General features: G+C 30.8%; 19 protein-coding genes. 5 read left to right on the plus strand and 14 right to left on the minus strand.

Features of this window, described 5'->3' with window-relative positions; all coding sequences use genetic code 11:
• Window positions 1-35 precede the first annotated feature (35 nt).
• The 10 genes from BLW23_RS09290 to BLW23_RS09335 all read right to left on the minus strand — a co-directional run bounded on the left by BLW23_RS09290 (window position 36) and on the right by BLW23_RS09335 (window position 8,814).
• A complete protein-coding gene (locus tag BLW23_RS09290) occupies window positions 36-872 on the minus strand; it encodes an ABC transporter permease (RefSeq protein WP_093669096.1) in 837 nt (278 codons plus the stop codon).
• A 13-nt stretch (window positions 873-885) separates the two neighbouring features.
• Window positions 886-1,785, minus strand: coding sequence for an ABC transporter ATP-binding protein (locus tag BLW23_RS09295; protein ID WP_093669098.1), 900 nt, complete (start codon window positions 1,783-1,785; stop codon window positions 886-888).
• A 115-nt stretch (window positions 1,786-1,900) separates the two neighbouring features.
• Entirely contained in the window at window positions 1,901-2,599 is a 699-nt protein-coding gene (locus tag BLW23_RS09300; RefSeq protein WP_093669100.1) for a response regulator transcription factor, read from the minus strand.
• Between the two features lie 14 nt (window positions 2,600-2,613).
• Window positions 2,614-4,185 (minus strand): sensor histidine kinase, encoded by a 1,572-nt coding sequence (locus BLW23_RS09305; protein ID WP_093669102.1) that lies wholly within the window; start codon window positions 4,183-4,185, stop codon window positions 2,614-2,616.
• Window positions 4,186-4,294: 109 nt separating this feature from the next.
• A complete protein-coding gene (gene coaE / locus BLW23_RS09310) occupies window positions 4,295-4,885 on the minus strand; it encodes a dephospho-CoA kinase (RefSeq protein ID WP_093669104.1) in 591 nt (196 codons plus the stop codon).
• A 1-nt stretch (window position 4,886) separates the two neighbouring features.
• Window positions 4,887-5,816 carry a CdaR family protein gene (locus tag BLW23_RS09315; protein ID WP_093669106.1) on the minus strand — a complete coding sequence of 310 codons (930 nt, stop codon included), beginning with the start codon at window positions 5,814-5,816 and terminating at the stop codon, window positions 4,887-4,889.
• A 49-nt stretch (window positions 5,817-5,865) separates the two neighbouring features.
• Complete coding sequence (gene yajC, locus BLW23_RS09320; RefSeq protein WP_093669108.1) at window positions 5,866-6,186, minus strand: preprotein translocase subunit YajC; 321 nt, start codon at window positions 6,184-6,186, stop codon at window positions 5,866-5,868.
• A complete protein-coding gene (locus BLW23_RS09325) occupies window positions 6,186-6,656 on the minus strand; it encodes a DUF1573 domain-containing protein (RefSeq protein WP_093669392.1) in 471 nt (156 codons plus the stop codon). The genes yajC and BLW23_RS09325 overlap by 1 nt, the downstream gene beginning before the upstream one ends.
• Before the next feature lie 40 nt (window positions 6,657-6,696).
• Window positions 6,697-7,635: a transcription antitermination factor NusB gene (gene nusB, locus BLW23_RS09330; RefSeq protein WP_093669110.1), complete on the minus strand. Its 939-nt coding sequence runs from the start codon at window positions 7,633-7,635 to the stop codon at window positions 6,697-6,699.
• 78 nt (window positions 7,636-7,713) lie between these two features.
• The gene (locus BLW23_RS09335) at window positions 7,714-8,814 is read right to left on the minus strand and encodes a Glu/Leu/Phe/Val family dehydrogenase (RefSeq protein WP_093669112.1); all 1,101 of its coding nucleotides are present in this window, start codon (window positions 8,812-8,814) and stop codon (window positions 7,714-7,716) included.
• A 151-nt stretch (window positions 8,815-8,965) separates the two neighbouring features.
• On the opposite strand from BLW23_RS09335, the gene BLW23_RS09340 reads away from it, so the two are divergent.
• Both BLW23_RS09340 and BLW23_RS09345 read left to right on the plus strand, forming a co-directional pair.
• A complete protein-coding gene (locus BLW23_RS09340; RefSeq protein WP_093669114.1) occupies window positions 8,966-10,720 on the plus strand; it encodes an ABC transporter ATP-binding protein in 1,755 nt (584 codons plus the stop codon).
• Window positions 10,721-10,812: 92 nt separating this feature from the next.
• Window positions 10,813-11,166, plus strand: coding sequence for a PUR family DNA/RNA-binding protein (locus BLW23_RS09345; RefSeq protein WP_093669116.1), 354 nt, complete (start codon window positions 10,813-10,815; stop codon window positions 11,164-11,166).
• 120 nt (window positions 11,167-11,286) lie between these two features.
• On the opposite strand, the gene BLW23_RS09350 is transcribed toward BLW23_RS09345, so the two are convergent.
• Genes BLW23_RS09350 through BLW23_RS09360 form a run of 3 tightly spaced genes read right to left on the minus strand, consistent with a single transcriptional unit; the run spans window position 11,287 to window position 13,630 of the window.
• Window positions 11,287-12,324, minus strand: a complete 1,038-nt coding sequence (locus tag BLW23_RS09350; RefSeq protein WP_093669394.1) for a chorismate-binding protein — start codon at window positions 12,322-12,324, stop codon at window positions 11,287-11,289.
• A 2-nt stretch (window positions 12,325-12,326) separates the two neighbouring features.
• Window positions 12,327-13,172: an alpha/beta fold hydrolase gene (locus BLW23_RS09355; protein WP_093669118.1), complete on the minus strand. Its 846-nt coding sequence runs from the start codon at window positions 13,170-13,172 to the stop codon at window positions 12,327-12,329.
• Between the two features lie 38 nt (window positions 13,173-13,210).
• Entirely contained in the window at window positions 13,211-13,630 is a 420-nt protein-coding gene (locus BLW23_RS09360; protein ID WP_093669120.1) for a PaaI family thioesterase, read from the minus strand.
• A 59-nt stretch (window positions 13,631-13,689) separates the two neighbouring features.
• On the opposite strand from BLW23_RS09360, the gene BLW23_RS09365 reads away from it, so the two are divergent.
• Genes BLW23_RS09365 through BLW23_RS09375 form a run of 3 tightly spaced genes read left to right on the plus strand, consistent with a single transcriptional unit; the run spans window position 13,690 to window position 15,492 of the window.
• Window positions 13,690-14,199, plus strand: coding sequence for an IS1096 element passenger TnpR family protein (locus BLW23_RS09365; protein WP_093669122.1), 510 nt, complete (start codon window positions 13,690-13,692; stop codon window positions 14,197-14,199).
• Window positions 14,199-14,819, plus strand: a complete 621-nt coding sequence (locus tag BLW23_RS09370; RefSeq protein ID WP_093669124.1) for an L-threonylcarbamoyladenylate synthase — start codon at window positions 14,199-14,201, stop codon at window positions 14,817-14,819. The genes BLW23_RS09365 and BLW23_RS09370 overlap by 1 nt, the downstream gene beginning before the upstream one ends.
• Window positions 14,809-15,492: a hypothetical protein gene (locus BLW23_RS09375; protein WP_093669126.1), complete on the plus strand. Its 684-nt coding sequence runs from the start codon at window positions 14,809-14,811 to the stop codon at window positions 15,490-15,492. Before BLW23_RS09370 ends, BLW23_RS09375 begins: the two co-directional genes overlap by 11 nt.
• On the opposite strand, the gene BLW23_RS09380 is transcribed toward BLW23_RS09375, so the two are convergent.
• Entirely contained in the window at window positions 15,485-16,483 is a 999-nt protein-coding gene (locus BLW23_RS09380) for a glycosyltransferase family 2 protein (protein ID WP_093669128.1), read from the minus strand. The two genes, BLW23_RS09375 and BLW23_RS09380, sit on opposite strands and share 8 nt — an antisense overlap.
• Window positions 16,484-16,552: the final 69 nt, after the last annotated feature.

A 16,552-nucleotide genomic window follows, 5' to 3' on the forward strand; every position in this document is an offset into this window, starting at 1 on the left:
CCAAGATGTATAACAGCTAAACTACTTAAAACCCTTTATAAATCTCTCTTTTTTAACAAAAAATAGGATAAATAGATAAAAATAGCGGTCCAAATTGACACAATTATAATATTTGAGAAACTAACTGAATAGTCTTTCGAGAATTCTGTTCCAATTTGATTCGCTATAGATTTGACGGCGCCTAATCTCGATCCTGGCTCTATTATTAGGTTTTGCATTGCTTCCAAAGGAAGGAGGTTTTTAATACTTTGAGCGGTATCCCAATTTTCGACTACTTTCCATCCAAGTATCCCGTAAATAAGCCATTCAATACAATACCATACTATCATCGCTCCAACGGCAAAAGCAGAACGTTTAATAAGTATTCCTAAAAATAGTCCAAATGAGAAAAAACCAACAAGTTTTACAAAAAATGCTAGGAGGTAATCTAAATCCGATAAAATGATAGATAGTTCATTAAAGTCTGAATAGATAAGTCCTAAAATTAAAGATGTCACAAATACAAATACCATTGAAACAAAGGCAAATGCAACTACAGTATAAAATTTTGAAAGTATAAACTCTTTTTTACTTAAACCATCTATTAGGTTTTGCTTAAGTGTTTTATAGCTATATTCATTGGCCATCATTGATACGATTACTAAAAGTAAAAAGAATTTAAAAATAGCAGCGACATAAGTATTAAAATGCCAGATGTAAGGGAAGTTAAAAATACCTTGTTCGGCCAGGTGGAATTTTATCGGTCCGACATCAAATTTAATTGCCGCAATGAGCGCAATTGATGTTAAAAGAGCAAAGTATATAATTGAAAGAACTTTACTGGCTCTGTTATGTTTTAGTTTATGAAATTCTATAGTTAAAAGTCGAAACATGTGTAATAGTAGTTTAGTTGTTGTTTGTTAAATCCAAAAATTGTTGCTCTAATGTTGGTTTTCTTTTCACTAAATGAGAAACAGCTATATCCTTTTCAAAAAGATATTTGTTCAAAGTTGCTGCTGAAATATCATTTTCAAGTTGAACAATGATAAGATTTCCATCAATGTTAACACTAGCAGTTTCTTCATAATTTTTTAATACATTAACAACATTTTCTGTGTCACCTTCTGTTTTTATTTCAATAATACCATTTGATGCTACCATTGTTTCAACTCTACCGCTGTAAAGCTTTTCTCCTTTTCTAAGAACGATAACATGTGAACAAACTTTTTCAACTTCGTCCAATAAATGAGATGCTAATAAAATAGTAGTTCCGTTTTTAGCAATCGTTTTAATGATTTGACGAATTTCGTGAATTCCTTGAGGATCTAAACCATTTGTCGGTTCATCTAATATTAAAATTTCGGGATCATTTAATAAGGCTGAAGCAATAGCTAAACGCTGTTTCATACCTAAAGAATACGTTCTAAACTTATCATTTTTTCTTTCGAATAAATTTACAGTTTTTAGTTTTTCGTCAATTTTATCATTAGAAACTCCTTTTATTTTACAAATCAATTCTAAGTTTTGCGTTGCTGTCATAAAAGGATAAAAGTTAGGACGTTCAATAATTGCTCCCACTTTTTTTAAAGCTTGATGAGTTGATACGTTCCCGTTAAACCAGCTAAACGAGCCCGAAGTTCTATTTACCACATTTAGTATAATTCCTAGAGTTGTGGATTTTCCGCTCCCATTTGGCCCCAGAATACCATAAATATTACCTTTTTGTATGTCAAAAGTTAAATCTTTTACAGCTTGAATTCGGCCATAATTTTTATTTAGGTTTTTAATTGATAGTATAGTTTCCAAGCTTATGTTTTTATGTTATGTAATTTAGACGACTTATCTCTTTTTTTGTTACAATAAAAAAGCTTCCCGAATATAAGGAAGCTTTTTCAATATGTAGTAGGTAAATAATTTTGAATTAAGATTTTTCGATTAATCTAAAACCTTCTCCGTGGATGTTTAATATTTCAACACCCTCATCGCTTTTCAAGTATTTTCTCAATTTTGCAATGTAAACATCCATACTTCGAGAGGTAAAATAATTATCATCTCTCCATATTTTAGTTAACGCAAGTTCTCGAGGCATTAAGTCGTTTTTGTGAACTGCTAACATTCTCAATAATTTACTTTCTTTTGGAGAAAGTTTTTGAGCTTCAGCTCCATCAAAACTTAAATGACGTAGTTTCGAGTTAAAGTCGAATTTCCCTATTTTAAATTCAAACTCTTCGTTATCTGTTGACTTCTCGCTTTCTTTACGTTGTAAAATTGCTTTTATTTTGTGCAATAATACTTCAGAATCGAAAGGTTTGTTTAAGTAATCATCAGCCCCTACTTGGTATCCTCTTAAAACATCTTCTTTTAATGTTTTTGCAGTTAAGAAAATAATAGGGATTTCTTTATTTGTTGTACGGATGTCCTCTGCTAGAGAGAATCCATCTTTTCTAGGCATCATTACATCTAAAATACATAAGTCATACTCTGTGTTTTTAAACATAATTAATCCATCAATCCCGTCTTTCGCATGTGTTACATTGTAATCGTTGAGGGCTAGATAATCTTTGAGGACGGTTCCAAAATTTGGATCGTCTTCTACTAATAGAATTTTTTTACTTCCCATTGTATCCTTTCATTTTATATTAATGGTAATTTAACTGTAAATGTACTTCCTTTACTTTTTTCACTTTCAACATAAACGGTTCCTTGGTGGCTATCAACAATTTCTTTTACATATGCTAATCCCAAACCATGACCTTTTACATTGTGTATATTTCCTTTATGCTCTCTATAAAATTTATTGAAAACATATTTTTGAGCATTTCTACTCATTCCAATTCCTTCGTCTTTTATCTTTAAAATAAAGTATTTATTGGTACTCTCCGTAAATACATCAATTTTAGGCTCTTCTTCAGAGTATTTGACGGCGTTTTCGAGTATGTTAACAACAACATTGGTTAGGTGAAATTTATTACCTAAGGCTTCATTAGAAATGGCTTCAAAATGAGTTGAGATTGTACCATTTTTATTGGCGACAAGTAATTTGACATGCTCGATAGCTTCAGTAATAATGTCGTGCATATCAATAGCATCCTTACTCATTTCTATTTGATTTTTTTCTAATTTCGATATTCTTAGTACGTTTTCTACCTGTCCATGCATTCGCTTATTTTCATCACGAATCATTTGAACATATCGTTTTACTTTATCTTCATCGGAAATTATTTTAGGATTTTTTATTGCATCTAACGCTAAATTAATTGTAGCTATAGGGGTTTTAAACTCATGAGTCATGTTGTTTATAAAATCCGTTTTAATCTCCGATATCTTTTTTTGTTGCACTAGTTGATAAAGAGATGTAGAAAAAGCTGCAATAATTATACCAATGAATAATAGCGATAACAGCAAAATTTTCATCATTCCTGAAAGAAGGTTTTCATGCCTATTCGGAAATTTTATATATAGTTTGTATTTGCTATTACCATTTCCGTCTTCGAATAAAGGATAATATAAATCTTTGCTTGGCTCAATATTAAAATAACCAGATTTCAAAGGAGTTGCAAAGCCATCATCATAAACGGCATATTTAAAATCTTGCGTGATATTTCTTTTTGCTAACTCTTCTTTTAGTATTGCATAGAGATTATTGTTGGTTATCCTTTTGTGAATAGGATTGAATTTTTGCATTTCCTGATATGCCTTTTCTAATTCTAACCTATTTAAATTATTGTATGAATCATAAGATGAATAGCTTGTTTTTTTTAGTAAAGAAGTTCGAAACTCTTCATTAGACGGGGTAAATGTTCTGGAAATATGGACATCATTCTTTCCAGAAATTTGTCTTATTAGTATTGTATCGTTATTAATGAATTTTGACGGTATCTTGAAGTTTTCTTCTAAAATGGTAGATGAAAAAGTTAGTTTTGATTTCGCAAAAGTATCAATTTGTTGAAAAAAGAAGTTTTTAAATACACTCTCTACCTCAGACTGCTCGTTGTTTACAAACGGTTTAATATAAACTTTAAGGTTATTTAATTCTTTTTCCTTAATTCGTTCCGAGCTTCCGTTCAAAGCAACAGTAACATCATTCTCAAATTGCTTTTGTTTATTACTGATAGCATCTTTAATCCAGTACACTTGTACTGATATTATTCCTACCAATGAGATGCTCATTAAAACAACAATTATAATGAAGATTTTTTTGCCCATTTTTCAAAAATAAATCAATAAACCCAAGTGTAATTTTGTTTTAACTTAGATTAACAAATATTATATAAAATTAAGAAAAAATTAAGAAATATTGTAAACAATGGTTAAATTAATACAAAGTGTTTGTTAAAATATTATGGATTTTAAAAACCTGCTGCTCAGTATCTTCTAGGTTTACGTTGTGAATAACATAGTGAGATTGTAGAGTTTTGAGATTGTCATTCCACTGATTTGTAATTCTGTTTTTAACAGCATTTTTCGTGGTACCATCTCTGTTTATCACACGATCTATCCTTGTTTTTAGAGGGGCGGTAACCGTAATAATTTTATCACAAAACGTATCACTTTTGTTTTCAAAGAGTATCGCATTTTCATAAAGAATATAAGATTTATCTTTATTTTTAGCAATGAAGTTGTTGAGGTGTTTATAAACTTCTGGATGAACAATACCATTGAGTATTTTAAGTTTCGATGGATCTTTAAAAACTATATTGGCTAAATAGGGGCGATTAAGTTCCTTATTTAAATAGGTTTCTTTACCAAATTGATCGATTAAATTTCGTTTAATGGTTTCTGAAGAAGTCATCAATTTCTTCGCTTCAATATCGGCATAGTAAACGACTACATTTCTATAGGATGCAAACATTTTAGCTACTGTTGTTTTTCCACTACCAATTCCACCTGTTAAACCTACAACCATTTTATTTATGAATTAGGAAATCTATTTTATTAGGAACTATTCTTACTGAGGAAGCTATATTAGCTTTTGATTTTAATTTAGGGACTAAATAAGGAAGCTTGTTTTTTAAAGATTCGTTATAATCACAATAAACTTCAAAAAAATTAGAATCTATCTTATTGAAATTCTTAAGCCCTACTTTATAAATTATTGTAACCGTTTTAGGATAAACACTTACTGATTTGTCTTTAGGTAAGTTGGTAATGGAAACAGGAATTTCCATTTTTCCTTCGGTAAACTTATCTACTTTAAATTCCAAAGAAGCTTTTTTGTATTTAGCCTTAATCTTATTAGGTATTAAGATTTCAATTTTGGTATTTACATTGTTAGAAACATTGCTTAACTCTATCTCCTTGGTTTTTACTTTTTCAATAGTGTTTAATAATGTTTGTGCTCCTGAAATTACGATGGAGTCGGGGACAAGAGTAATAGCTGATGCTAGATCAAATCCTTTTTTATAATTTATGTTGATGTTAGGTTCAATAGCAACCTTTTTTGAGTATAGCTTATTAATGCTGAAAAATATAGTATCTGCTTTTACTTTATTCAGAGTCAAACCAGACTTTAATTGGTTTTGAATTTCTGGCATTAAGTTTTTACTAAGAAGATAATATGTAGAGTCCGTTTTTCTGGCAAGATTTTTTAAATCAATAATTATAGGTTTGTGCACAAAGCTTGTTCCCATAAGTTTGAAACCACTAGCTTTTACGGATAAACTGATTTCTTTTGGAGGTTCATTTAATATTAATTTGTCTTGTTCAATGTTTTGATAGGAAACATCCAAGCTAATATCAGTTACATATTCTTTAGAAAGATTCATAAGTAACCAAAAAAGAAGAGAAGCTATTAAAAAGCCCAAGAATGCTTTTGGAATTGTAATGGCTTTAGACAAAACAAAAGTGTGTTAAAGAAAAAGTGAGCAAATTTGCTCACTTTTTGTATTATTTTTTTATTTGAGGGTCGTATTTTTTAGAAAGTTCCATAGAAATGGCCGATCGCTCAAATTTAATTTTTCCAGCTCCAGTTTCAATAGATACTGTATTGTCGTTATCATTTATTTCGACAATTTTTCCGTGAATACCACTTGATGTGATAACTTTGGCTCCTTTTTTAATTGAAGATTGAAACTGCTTTTCTTTTTTTTGTTTGCTCATTTGAGGGCGAATCATAAAAAAGTATAAGACTCCTATCATTAAAATGAAAGGAAGCATACTCATGATACCACCACCTTCAGCTTGTAAAAAAATTACGTTTGTTAACATTATGAGTTGTTTTTTTGTTTTGGTGTAACCATCCCTGTTACTTTCACAACCTCTGTTCCTTTTTCAGTGTTTGTGTAAAGAGTAACAGACTTAGATTGTTTGTTAGGTTTTCCGTTCGTATTAAAGCTTACTTTAATATTTCCTGTAGTTCCTGGAGCGATAGGTTCTTTTGGCCATACTGGTACCGTACAACCACAAGTAGCCTTTGCATCAGTGATAACTAAATCAGATTTTCCATTATTGGTAATTACGAAAGTAGTTTGTACTACTTCTCCTTCAGCAACAGTTCCAAAATCAAAAGTTTCTTTATCGAATAAAGCTATAGGAGCTCCTTTGCTAATTTCACTATCTCTTTTGGTAGCGTTGGCTACATTTTCTTTATTAACTTTTGACTTAGCATTTCCTTTTGTACAAGAAACAAAAGCTAAAGTTGACATTGCAATTGTTAGAGTTACAACTAGTTTTTTCATGATTAAAAATAAATTTAATAAGTGTAAAAATAATAATTTCTTATAACAATCCTCTTCCAATTTTTACCATAGCGTTGGAAGCCAAATATTCTTTAGCTAATTTGTCTAAAACACCATTGATAAAATGCCCACTTTTATTGGTAGAATAATCTTTTGCTAACTCAATATATTCATTAATAGTTACCCTACTAGGAATTGAAGCGAAGTGCAAGAACTCTGTAACGGCCATTTTTATCAGTATCATATCAACATCAGCTATTCTATCGGTTTCCCAATTTGGAGTTTTTTCCTTAATGTCATTTTCATACTTATGATGATTTAAGACTGTTTTATTAAAAAGTTGAGAAACAAATTGTTTGTCATCATCATCTTTATAAAGACTTCCAAGTATAAATGGGTTTTTCGGAGATTGTTTGTTTAATGTTTTTAAAATCCAAGTATTAACAAAAGGCATGTCGTCGACCCAAGAAATCATTTTATCTTCAAAATAGTCTGCTATTTTTTCATTCGGAGCAACAATGTCTCTAAAAAAATTAATAACAAAACTGCGATCAACATTATAGGAATCTTCAACAGTGTCCATGTATTTTTTATAAAGATCACTTTTTAATAATTGATCTAAAATAATATTTACATACTCATTATCTAGCTCCCAGTAGCTTAATTTGTTTAATTCAATATAACCTTCCAGGCTTACACTTTCTGCTAAAATGCTTAATAAGCGGTTATTAATAAATTTTGTGTTTGGATTTAAATCTTCTTCAGTGGCAAGAATTTTCTTTTTTGAAAGCTCTATTCTTTTCCGAGCTAATTTCTGTACTTCAACAAGTAACTGTAAATTTAAAACATACAAATCAAACATTTTTTGAATGCTATGCTTTAAAAATTTTTCTTCTCTAATTAGGTCTTGACTGTTTGATTGCTGCATTGCATAAACAGATTGCATTACCTTAACTCGAATATGTCTTCTATTTATCATTTTAAAGAACTTTAAAAAAAAGAGAGCGATAGATTAATTTCTAACGCTCTGCAAAAGTAAAAATTTTATTTTTTTAAATTAGCTATTTAACTGTTTTTTACGTGCATCAATTCTAGATTGAGCAATGTTAAATGCAGCTTTATGAGTTGTAATGTTTTCTTTTTCGGCAAGATTAAATATTTCTAATGTTGTATTGTAAATATTTTCAGTTCTTTTTAAACTTTCTTCTTTACCATAACCAGCTACTTCAGCATAAACGTTAATAATACCACCAGCGTTAATTAAAAAGTCAGGAGCATAGGCAATTCCTTTTTCTTGTAACAACTTTCCGTGTCTTACTTCGTCTTCTAATTGATTGTTAGCAGCACCAGCAACAACCTTTGCATTTAACTGATGTATACTCTTGTCATTTAAGGTTGCGCCTAAAGCACAAGGAGCATAAATATCAATGTCTAAACCGTAAACATCATCACCTAAAACAACATTAGCATTGTATTTTTTACTTAGTTCCTCTAAACGAGCTTCGTTAATATCGTTAAGGATAACTTGAGCACCTTCTTCAGTTATATGTTTAACTAATGTTTCACCAACATGGCCAACACCTTGAACTAAAACTTTTTTACCATCTAAGTTCTCTGAACCAAATTTATATTTAGCAGCTGCCTTCATACCAACATATACTCCATATGCAGTAACAGGTGATGGATTACCAGAACCACCAATAGATTCAGAAACTCCAGTTACATGAGGAGTTACTTCTCTCATAATGTCCATATCACGAGTTTCCATTCCTACGTCTTCAGCAGTGATATATTTTCCACTTAAAGAATGAACAAATTCACCAAAACGCTTCATTAATTTGTCGTTCTTTTGAGTTTTGGCATCACCAATAATAACAGCTTTTCCTCCACCAAGGTTCAAACCACTAATAGCAGACTTATAAGTCATACCACGAGACAAACGTAAAACATCATTTAAAGCTTCCCATTCGTTTTTATATTGCCACATTCTAGTCCCTCCTAAAGCAGGTCCTAAAGTTGTGTTGTGAATACCAATTATTGCTTTTAAACCTGTATCTTCGTCGTTACAAAAAACGATTTGCTCATGATTGTCGAAAGATAATTGACCGAAGACTGGGTCGTTTTTAAGATCTTTAGTATCAATGATTTCTGATGTCATTTGTTATAAGTTTAGTTTTGAGTTTATTTTGATAATCTCAAAAAATTAGGGGTCAAAAATATGAAATCGTCAAAACATAATCAAAAAAAGGTGAGGTAATTATTAAATCTTTAACGGATTGAAGCCTTTTTTTAAGAAAAAAAGATAGAGTTTGAAAGCATTACAATATTTAAATAAATATTTTTTTAAGTATAAATGGAGGTTATTGGGAGGTGTTGTTATTACCATCTTGTCTAAGTTCTTAGCATTAAAAATTCCAGTAATAATTAGAAACTCACTAAACTCAGTTGAGGACTATTTAAATGGAACAATTACGGATTTAGCTATTGTTAAAAAAGAATTGTTGTATGACGTATTGCTTATTATTGGAGTTACTTTAGTCGCTGGTTTTTTTACGTTTATCATGCGTCAAACTATTATTGTAGTGTCACGGTTGATTGAATTTGATTTGAAAAATGAAATATATCAACAGTATCAAAGACTATCGATCAATTTTTATAAAAAGAATAGGACTGGTGATTTGATGAATCGTATTAGTGAAGACGTAACGAAGGTTCGTATGTATTTTGGACCAGCTATAATGTATAGTTTGAATATGATTTTATCATTTATTGTTGGGTTTACTCAAATGTATAGCATTTCATCCAAGTTAGCTTTGTATACAATGATTCCTTTTCCTGTATTATCTATTTCAATTTTTATTTTAAGCAAGCAAATTAATAAGAGGAGTACCATAGTTCAGCAATATTTGTCTAAACTCACAACATATAATCAAGAATTTTTTTCAGGTATTAATGTTGTAAAATCCTATGCGATAGAAAAAGCTGTGATTGCTAATTTTGATCAACTAGCAGATGTAAGTAAGGAAAGAAATATTGAATTACACAAGGTTCAGGCATTGTTCTTCCCATTAATGATTCTTTTAATTGGAATAAGTAATATTATTGTTTTATATGTTGGAGGACAACTTTACATTGATGGAGAAATTAAAATTGGAGTTGTCGCTGAGTTTTTCTTATATGTTAATATTTTAACTTGGCCAGTGGCAATAGTTGGCTGGGTTACATCAATTGTTCAACAGGCCGAAGCTTCTCAACACAGAATTAATGAATTTTTAGAGCAGGTACCTGAGATTCAAAATACTGTTGAAAAATCAACACCGATTGATGGTCGTATTGAATTTAAGAATGTTTCCTTAACCTATGATGATACAAATATTGAAGCTCTTAAAGATGTGAGTTTCGTTGCTGAAAAGGGGGAGACATTGGCAATTTTAGGGAAAACTGGTAGTGGGAAGTCAACATTGGTAAATTTAATATCGAGGTTATATGATACTTCTCAAGGAGAGGTTTTAGTTGATGGAGTTGATATTAAAAAGTGCAATTTAAACGATATTCGAAGCCAGATTGGTTTTGTACCTCAAGATCCGTTTTTGTTTTCTGATACTATTGAAAACAACATAAAATTTGGAAAGTCTGATGCTAGTCAAGAAGATATAATAGAAGCCGCGAAAAGTGCCGTTATTAATGAGAATATCCTTGGATTTAAGGAAGGGTATCAAACAATCCTAGGAGAGAGAGGGGTAACCTTGTCTGGTGGTCAAAAACAACGTACTTCCATTGCTCGTGCGATTATTAAGGAGCCTAAGATTTTAATTTTTGATGATTGTTTATCGGCTGTAGATACCGAAACTGAAGAAAAAATATTATCGAACTTAGAAAAAGTATCCAAAGAGAAAACTACGTTCATAATTAGTCATAGAATTTCATCCGCTAAAAATGCTGATAAGATTATTGTTTTAGATGGTGGAAGCGTAGTTCAGAAAGGTGCTCATAATCAGTTGATAGAAGCCGAAGGGTACTACAAAGAACTATATGAACAACAACTTTTAGAAAAAGAAATATAGCGAATCGCATTGTCAAGTGAAATATTTTGCTAGATTTGTTGAGCAATTCTAAACAAAACAACTATTATTTATATCACTTAAGATAAAGAATTATGAGCGAGAGAGTAGAACAAGAAGAGATTTTTTCACAGGTTTTAAGAGCAGGAAGAAGAACATATTTTTTTGATGTGAGAGCTACAAAAGCAGACGATTACTACTTAACAATAACTGAGAGTAAAAAATTTACTCATGATGATGGATCTTTCCATTATCAAAAGCATAAAATTTACCTTTATAAAGAAGATTTTACAGATTTTAGAGACATGCTTGAGAAAGCAACTGGATACATTGTAAAAGAAAAAGGTGAAGAGGTTATTAGTGAACGACATCAAAAAGATTACAGGAAAGAAGAAGTAGTAGAGGCTACTGCTGAGAGCTTTACTGATGTTTCTTTTGAAGATATTTAGTAACTATTTACTTAGTTAATACTTACGAAATAGGTCGAAATAACTTCGACTGAAAATTCAATTCAATTTCAATTTACACAATAAAATCACCTTGTGACCATGTCGCTTGGGTGATTTTTTTTATATAATTCTTTTCATAACCATTGCTTTCTCTGTAGTTTCTTCCCATTCTCTATCGGAAATACTATTTTTTGTTATTCCTCCCCCAACATAAATTAAGGCTTCAGAATTTTTTATTTCCATACATCGAAGGTTTACAAAAAGTTCGGTAACATTGTTCATATTTAATTCTCCTAAAAAACCTGTATAAAATGAACGATTGTAGTTTTCGTTTTTGATAATAAATTGCTTAGAAGAATCTTTTGGTAATCCGCAAACTGCAGGTGTTGGGTGCAATGTTTTTATTAACTCTGAATTAGAAACGGCTAGTTTACCTTCAATTTTTGTTTTTAAATGTAATAATGTTCCAGCTTTTATGGTTTCTGTTTTATCTGTATTTAATGTTTTACATAGAGGAGCTAATTTTTCAACGATGTAATCTGTAACAAATTGTTGTTCTTCAATTTCCTTAGAAGTCCATTTAGGAATCGTATTTTCAATATAGGGTAGTGTTCCAGCTAAAGACATGGTTTCGAAATAATCATTATTAATTTTAACCAAAGTTTCTGGAGTAGCTCCTAACCAAAGTCCAATTTTTGGGTGAAACCAAATATATACAAGTGCATTAGAATATGTATTTAATAAAGTTTCAAATAGCTTTATACTATTGAACCCATCTTTGAGATTAACAATTTCTTTTCGAGATAATACAACTTTTTTGAAGTTCTTATTAAGAATAGCATCAATACCTTTGTCAACCAAGTTTACATGAAATTCTCTAGAATCATAATCTTTAGAATTTGTTGTTTTTGTAATGTTAATATTACTTTTTGAAAAGGTTTCTTGTAAGAATGTAGAACTTTCTTTCGGAATGATAATAGTATCATTTCTATCATCAAATGGAGCAAAAACGAAACCACTTGAGTCCAAATTATTATTGGTATGTATGTTGTCGTTATTTTGAAATAACGCTGAAATAATGGTGTCATTAGGTTTTCTATAGCAAACAAAGGAGTGTTTCTTAATCAAAGATTTTTCAATATTCTTAAATATACTCAATATTAAAGGTTTAAAAGTTGTTGTTTTATTTGTGAAAATTGACTCCAAATCAAATCGTGCCCAGCATCTTTTAACGTAATTAGTTGGAATCGTTCTTTAGGGAAATGATGCAATAAATATTCGGAGTTGCTATACGGTACTATCCAATCTGCATCTCCATGGATACTAATTATGGTATTCTGGTTTATCTCCCAATTATTTTCAAAATTAATCAAGTCTTGTTGGTGCGACATTTTCTCTTTTGAAGCTTCTTTCCAAATATCTGGAACTAACCATCTAGTTAATCCCCATTTGTAAAAGTTGAGCATCCACGGCATGGGTTCCACCTTGCTGTAAACTGCAGGTGCAAGTAAAACGAGATTTGTTATTTTTTTATGGCTAGCTAATGCTATGGGGCCACCATACGAATATCCAGTTAGTATTATGGAATTACTGGCGGTTTGCGCGATTAAATCATCTAATAAATCTCTTTCGAAGGCAATACTTTCTTGAACGGAGTTTTGATCGTTATAGTTGTAGCCAATTCTATCATACGAGATCATATTGTAATTTTTAATAAGATCTTCATCCATCATATATCGTGAAAAATCCAAACACGAACCAATAGTTCCATGAACAAATATAATTGTTGGTAAATTCCTGTCGGAAATTACACTAAGAACACGATACGAAAAGTTTTTATAAGTTTTATATGCTAAAATAGGTTTTATTGGAGCTTCGTTAAAACGCTGAATTACTTTTTCATCAGATTTGGGAGCGGTCATGGAAACAAACAATACATACACTCCTACAATTAAAAGTAATAAAACAATACCTGAAATTTTAAAAACTTTTTTTATAGTCTTCATGCCGATTATATTACGTTACAAAAAATACAGTACGTATGTTATTTTTTATCAAGTACAATATTTGTTAGTTTACAAATAGAAATAAGATTCTCATTTTCATCCACAATTTTAATTTCCCATAAATGTGTGGTTCTACCTTTATGAATAGGTTTAGCTGTAGCAAATACAGTTCCTTCTTTTTTACTCTTAATATGATTAATGCTTAATTCTAAGCCTTTAACAACTTGAGTTTTTGTGTCTGCAAATAAAAAACCAGAGGCGCAACTACCAACAGTTTCCGCTAATGCAGCGGTGGCTCCTCCATGAAGTAAACCAAATGGTTGATGTACTTTTGAACTAACTGACATTTTTGCCGTTAAGAAGTTATCTCCTACGTTGGTAAACTCAATTTCTAAGGTTTCCATTAGAGTATTTCTGTTTAAACCATTTAACTTGTCGAGAATTTTTTGCTTATCCATATAACTTGAGAAATATCGTTCAAAAATACGTATTTTTGTAGCTATAAAAAATTACCAACATGTATAAAGTTCGAGCGATATTAGATACGGAGGAAGATGTGATTAGAACCTTGACAATTAATGAAAACGGATCTTTGGAAGATTTGCATTTTTCTTTAGCAAAATCTTTCGGTTTCGACGGTCAAGAAATGGCCTCGTTTTATGTTGCTGATGCCGAATGGAATCAAGGGGAGGAAATACCCTTGTTTAATATGGCAGAAGTAGGAGAGGGAGTATCAATGGCTACTTGTGTTTTAAAAGATACATTGCCAAATAAAAATGATAAACTGATTTATGTTTATGATTTTTTCAATATGTGGACATTTTATATTGAAGTAGTTGATTTCTCAAATGAAACAATAGAAGAATCGAAAGTGATTTTAACTGTTGGCGAAATGCCAAAAGAAAACGAAAATAATACATTTGATATTCAAGATCTTTCAAAAGACTCGGATGATAATTTTAACGATGACTTTGATGATTTTAGTAATTTTCAAAGTTTAGATGATATAGATTTAGATAAATATTAATGGCACAATTTATAAAGCTTTATAACGAGAATCCTAATCCAAAGGAAATAAATAAAATAGTAAAAGTTTTACAACGTGGTGGTATTATAATCTATCCAACGGATACTGTTTATGGATTAGGTTGTGATATTACAAATACAAAAGCTTTAGAAAGGATCGCCAAAATAAAAGGAGTTAAATTAGAAAAAACTAGTTTCTCGTTTGTGTGTAACGATTTAAGTCATTTATCTGACTATGTGAAGCAAATTGATACACCAACGTATAAAATTTTAAAAAGATCTTTACCAGGCCCTTATACTTTTGTTTTGCCTGGAAGTAATTCATTACCAAGAGTGTTCAAGAAAAGAAAAACTGTTGGAATAAGAGTGCCTGACAATAATATTGCGAGAGCAATTGTGAAGGCTCTAGGAAATCCTATTGTTTCAAGTTCAATTCATGATGAAGATGAAATTATAGAATATACCACAGACCCAGAATTGATTTTTGAAAAGTGGCAAAATATAGTAGATGTTGTTGTAGACGGTGGATATGGAGATAACTACCCTTCTACAGTAATAGATTTAACAACGGATGAACCAGAAGTGATTAGAGAGGGAAAAGGTAGTTTAAATGTTTTATAACTTTCCGATAAGGTTTCCAAATGATAGCGGCCCCATTTATCAGGAAACGTTACAGGGGCGTTTACCAGTTGAGCCTTTCAATACGTTTAGTAATCTTATATTTATAGCTATTTTAATTTACTTCGGAAATAAGATTCGTAAAAATCCAAAAAAGCACCCATTTTTTTTATTTGCAATCCCAGTGATATTCTCTAGTTGGATTGGAGGTACCATCTATCATGGAACACGAAGTCATGAATTCTGGTTGGTATTAGACTGGTTACCTATTATGCTCGTTTGTCTTGGAGGTATTGTTTATTTTATTGGGAAGATTAAGAAGAAATGGTGGCAAAGGTTGTTATTGTTTGTAGGTTTTTTAACCCTTTTAATTGTTCCTAGAATGTTACCACTTCCAAAGGAATATAGAATTTCTTTTGGATATTTGGTTACTGCTTTTTCAGTAATCACTCCTTTTTTATGGTATGCTTATTTAACACATTGGAAAAACAGCAGAGACATATTTTTAGGTATTTTAATTTTTGGAATTGCCATTGTTTTTAGAACTCTTGATAATTTAATAGAAATTTTACCGATGGGAACACATTGGTTGTGGCATACCTTTGGTGGTATTGCTGTGTTTTTTATGCTTAATTATGTATATAAAGATAAAGAGTCGGTAGAGTCAATTATTTAAGATCTTCGTATTTTTTTCTACCTAAAATAAAGTGCTGCCAAACTACAGATGAGTGTAAGTTATAATTTGATTTCTTTTGAAGTTTTCTTCTTTTACTTAAAAATTTGAAAAAGTTTTTATAAAAGCTTAAATGCGCTTTTAAAATAGCGAGAGTATGAACAGGACGTAACTCTACAATGAATTTAATTCCTGCAATTCCGTCCAAGATAAGTCTAGAAAAAATCACAAACAAAAACCAACGTTTAGGCACATTTTTAACAACATTTAGTAGACTGTTTCTAAAGTTTAAAAACGTTTTATGCGGATTACTTTCTTGCAAAGTAGCACCACCAACATGATATACGGTAGAACTTCCAACGTATTTTACTTTATGACCTTCATTTTGAGCACGCCAACATAAATCTATTTCTTCTTGATGAGCGAAATAATCTTCGTCAAAACCACCTAATTTGCGATATACTTCTGATCTAATAAACATGCAAGCTCCTGAAGCCCAAAATATCTCGTTAGTATCATTGAATTGACCCGTATCGGTTTCTAAGAAGTTAAACACTCTTCCACGGCAATAAGGATATCCATATAGATCAATAAATCCTCCACCTGCCCCGGCGTATTCAAATTTGGTTTTGTCTTTAAAATCTAAAAGTTTTGGTTGAACTATAGCCGTATTTACTTCGTTTTTAAAAGTGTTAGCAATAGGTGTGAGCCAATTTTCAGTAACCTCTATGTCTGAATTTATTAAACAATATATATCTGCTTGAATATGTTGTAAGGCGTCATTATACCCTTTGGCATAACCTCCGTTAACTTTATTTTGAACAATTTCTACAGATGGAAAGTGTTCTTCTATATAAGTAATGGAAGTATCAGTAGAAGCATTATCTGCCACATAAACTTGAGCCTCTTTCGAGCTGAAATTCACAATGCTAGGTAAAAATTGCTCTAACAATTTTCTACCGTTCCAGTTTAATATGACAATGGCTATTTTCAAGTTGCCAAAAATACATTTTTAAAGTGAGTTATAATCAGAATTAAAGGTTAATTTACTAAAGCTCGTTTT

The sequence above is a fragment of the Tenacibaculum sp. MAR_2009_124 genome (assembly GCF_900105455.1).
Taxonomy (GTDB): Bacteria; Bacteroidota; Bacteroidia; order Flavobacteriales; family Flavobacteriaceae; genus Polaribacter.

What these genes read in the sequence shown, in the direction of transcription:
- BLW23_RS09290 (WP_093669096.1), bottom strand. Translation starts at nt 872, where the DNA reads ATGTTTCGACTTTTAACTATAGAATTTCATAAACTAAAACATAACAGA.
- BLW23_RS09300 (WP_093669100.1), bottom strand. Translation starts at nt 2,599, where the DNA reads ATGGGAAGTAAAAAAATTCTATTAGTAGAAGACGATCCAAATTTTGGA.
- BLW23_RS09305 (WP_093669102.1), bottom strand. Translation starts at nt 4,185, where the DNA reads ATGGGCAAAAAAATCTTCATTATAATTGTTGTTTTAATGAGCATCTCA.
- coaE (WP_093669104.1), bottom strand. Translation starts at nt 4,885, where the DNA reads ATGGTTGTAGGTTTAACAGGTGGAATTGGTAGTGGAAAAACAACAGTA.
- yajC (WP_093669108.1), bottom strand. Translation starts at nt 6,186, where the DNA reads ATGTTAACAAACGTAATTTTTTTACAAGCTGAAGGTGGTGGTATCATG.
- BLW23_RS09325 (WP_093669392.1), bottom strand. Translation starts at nt 6,656, where the DNA reads ATGAAAAAACTAGTTGTAACTCTAACAATTGCAATGTCAACTTTAGCT.
- nusB (WP_093669110.1), bottom strand. Translation starts at nt 7,635, where the DNA reads ATGATAAATAGAAGACATATTCGAGTTAAGGTAATGCAATCTGTTTAT.
- BLW23_RS09335 (WP_093669112.1), bottom strand. Translation starts at nt 8,814, where the DNA reads ATGACATCAGAAATCATTGATACTAAAGATCTTAAAAACGACCCAGTC.
- BLW23_RS09345 (WP_093669116.1), top strand. Translation starts at nt 10,813, where the DNA reads ATGAGCGAGAGAGTAGAACAAGAAGAGATTTTTTCACAGGTTTTAAGA.
- BLW23_RS09355 (WP_093669118.1), bottom strand. Translation starts at nt 13,172, where the DNA reads ATGAAGACTATAAAAAAAGTTTTTAAAATTTCAGGTATTGTTTTATTA.
- BLW23_RS09360 (WP_093669120.1), bottom strand. Translation starts at nt 13,630, where the DNA reads ATGGATAAGCAAAAAATTCTCGACAAGTTAAATGGTTTAAACAGAAAT.
- BLW23_RS09365 (WP_093669122.1), top strand. Translation starts at nt 13,690, where the DNA reads ATGTATAAAGTTCGAGCGATATTAGATACGGAGGAAGATGTGATTAGA.
- BLW23_RS09370 (WP_093669124.1), top strand. Translation starts at nt 14,199, where the DNA reads ATGGCACAATTTATAAAGCTTTATAACGAGAATCCTAATCCAAAGGAA.
- BLW23_RS09375 (WP_093669126.1), top strand. Translation starts at nt 14,809, where the DNA reads ATGTTTTATAACTTTCCGATAAGGTTTCCAAATGATAGCGGCCCCATT.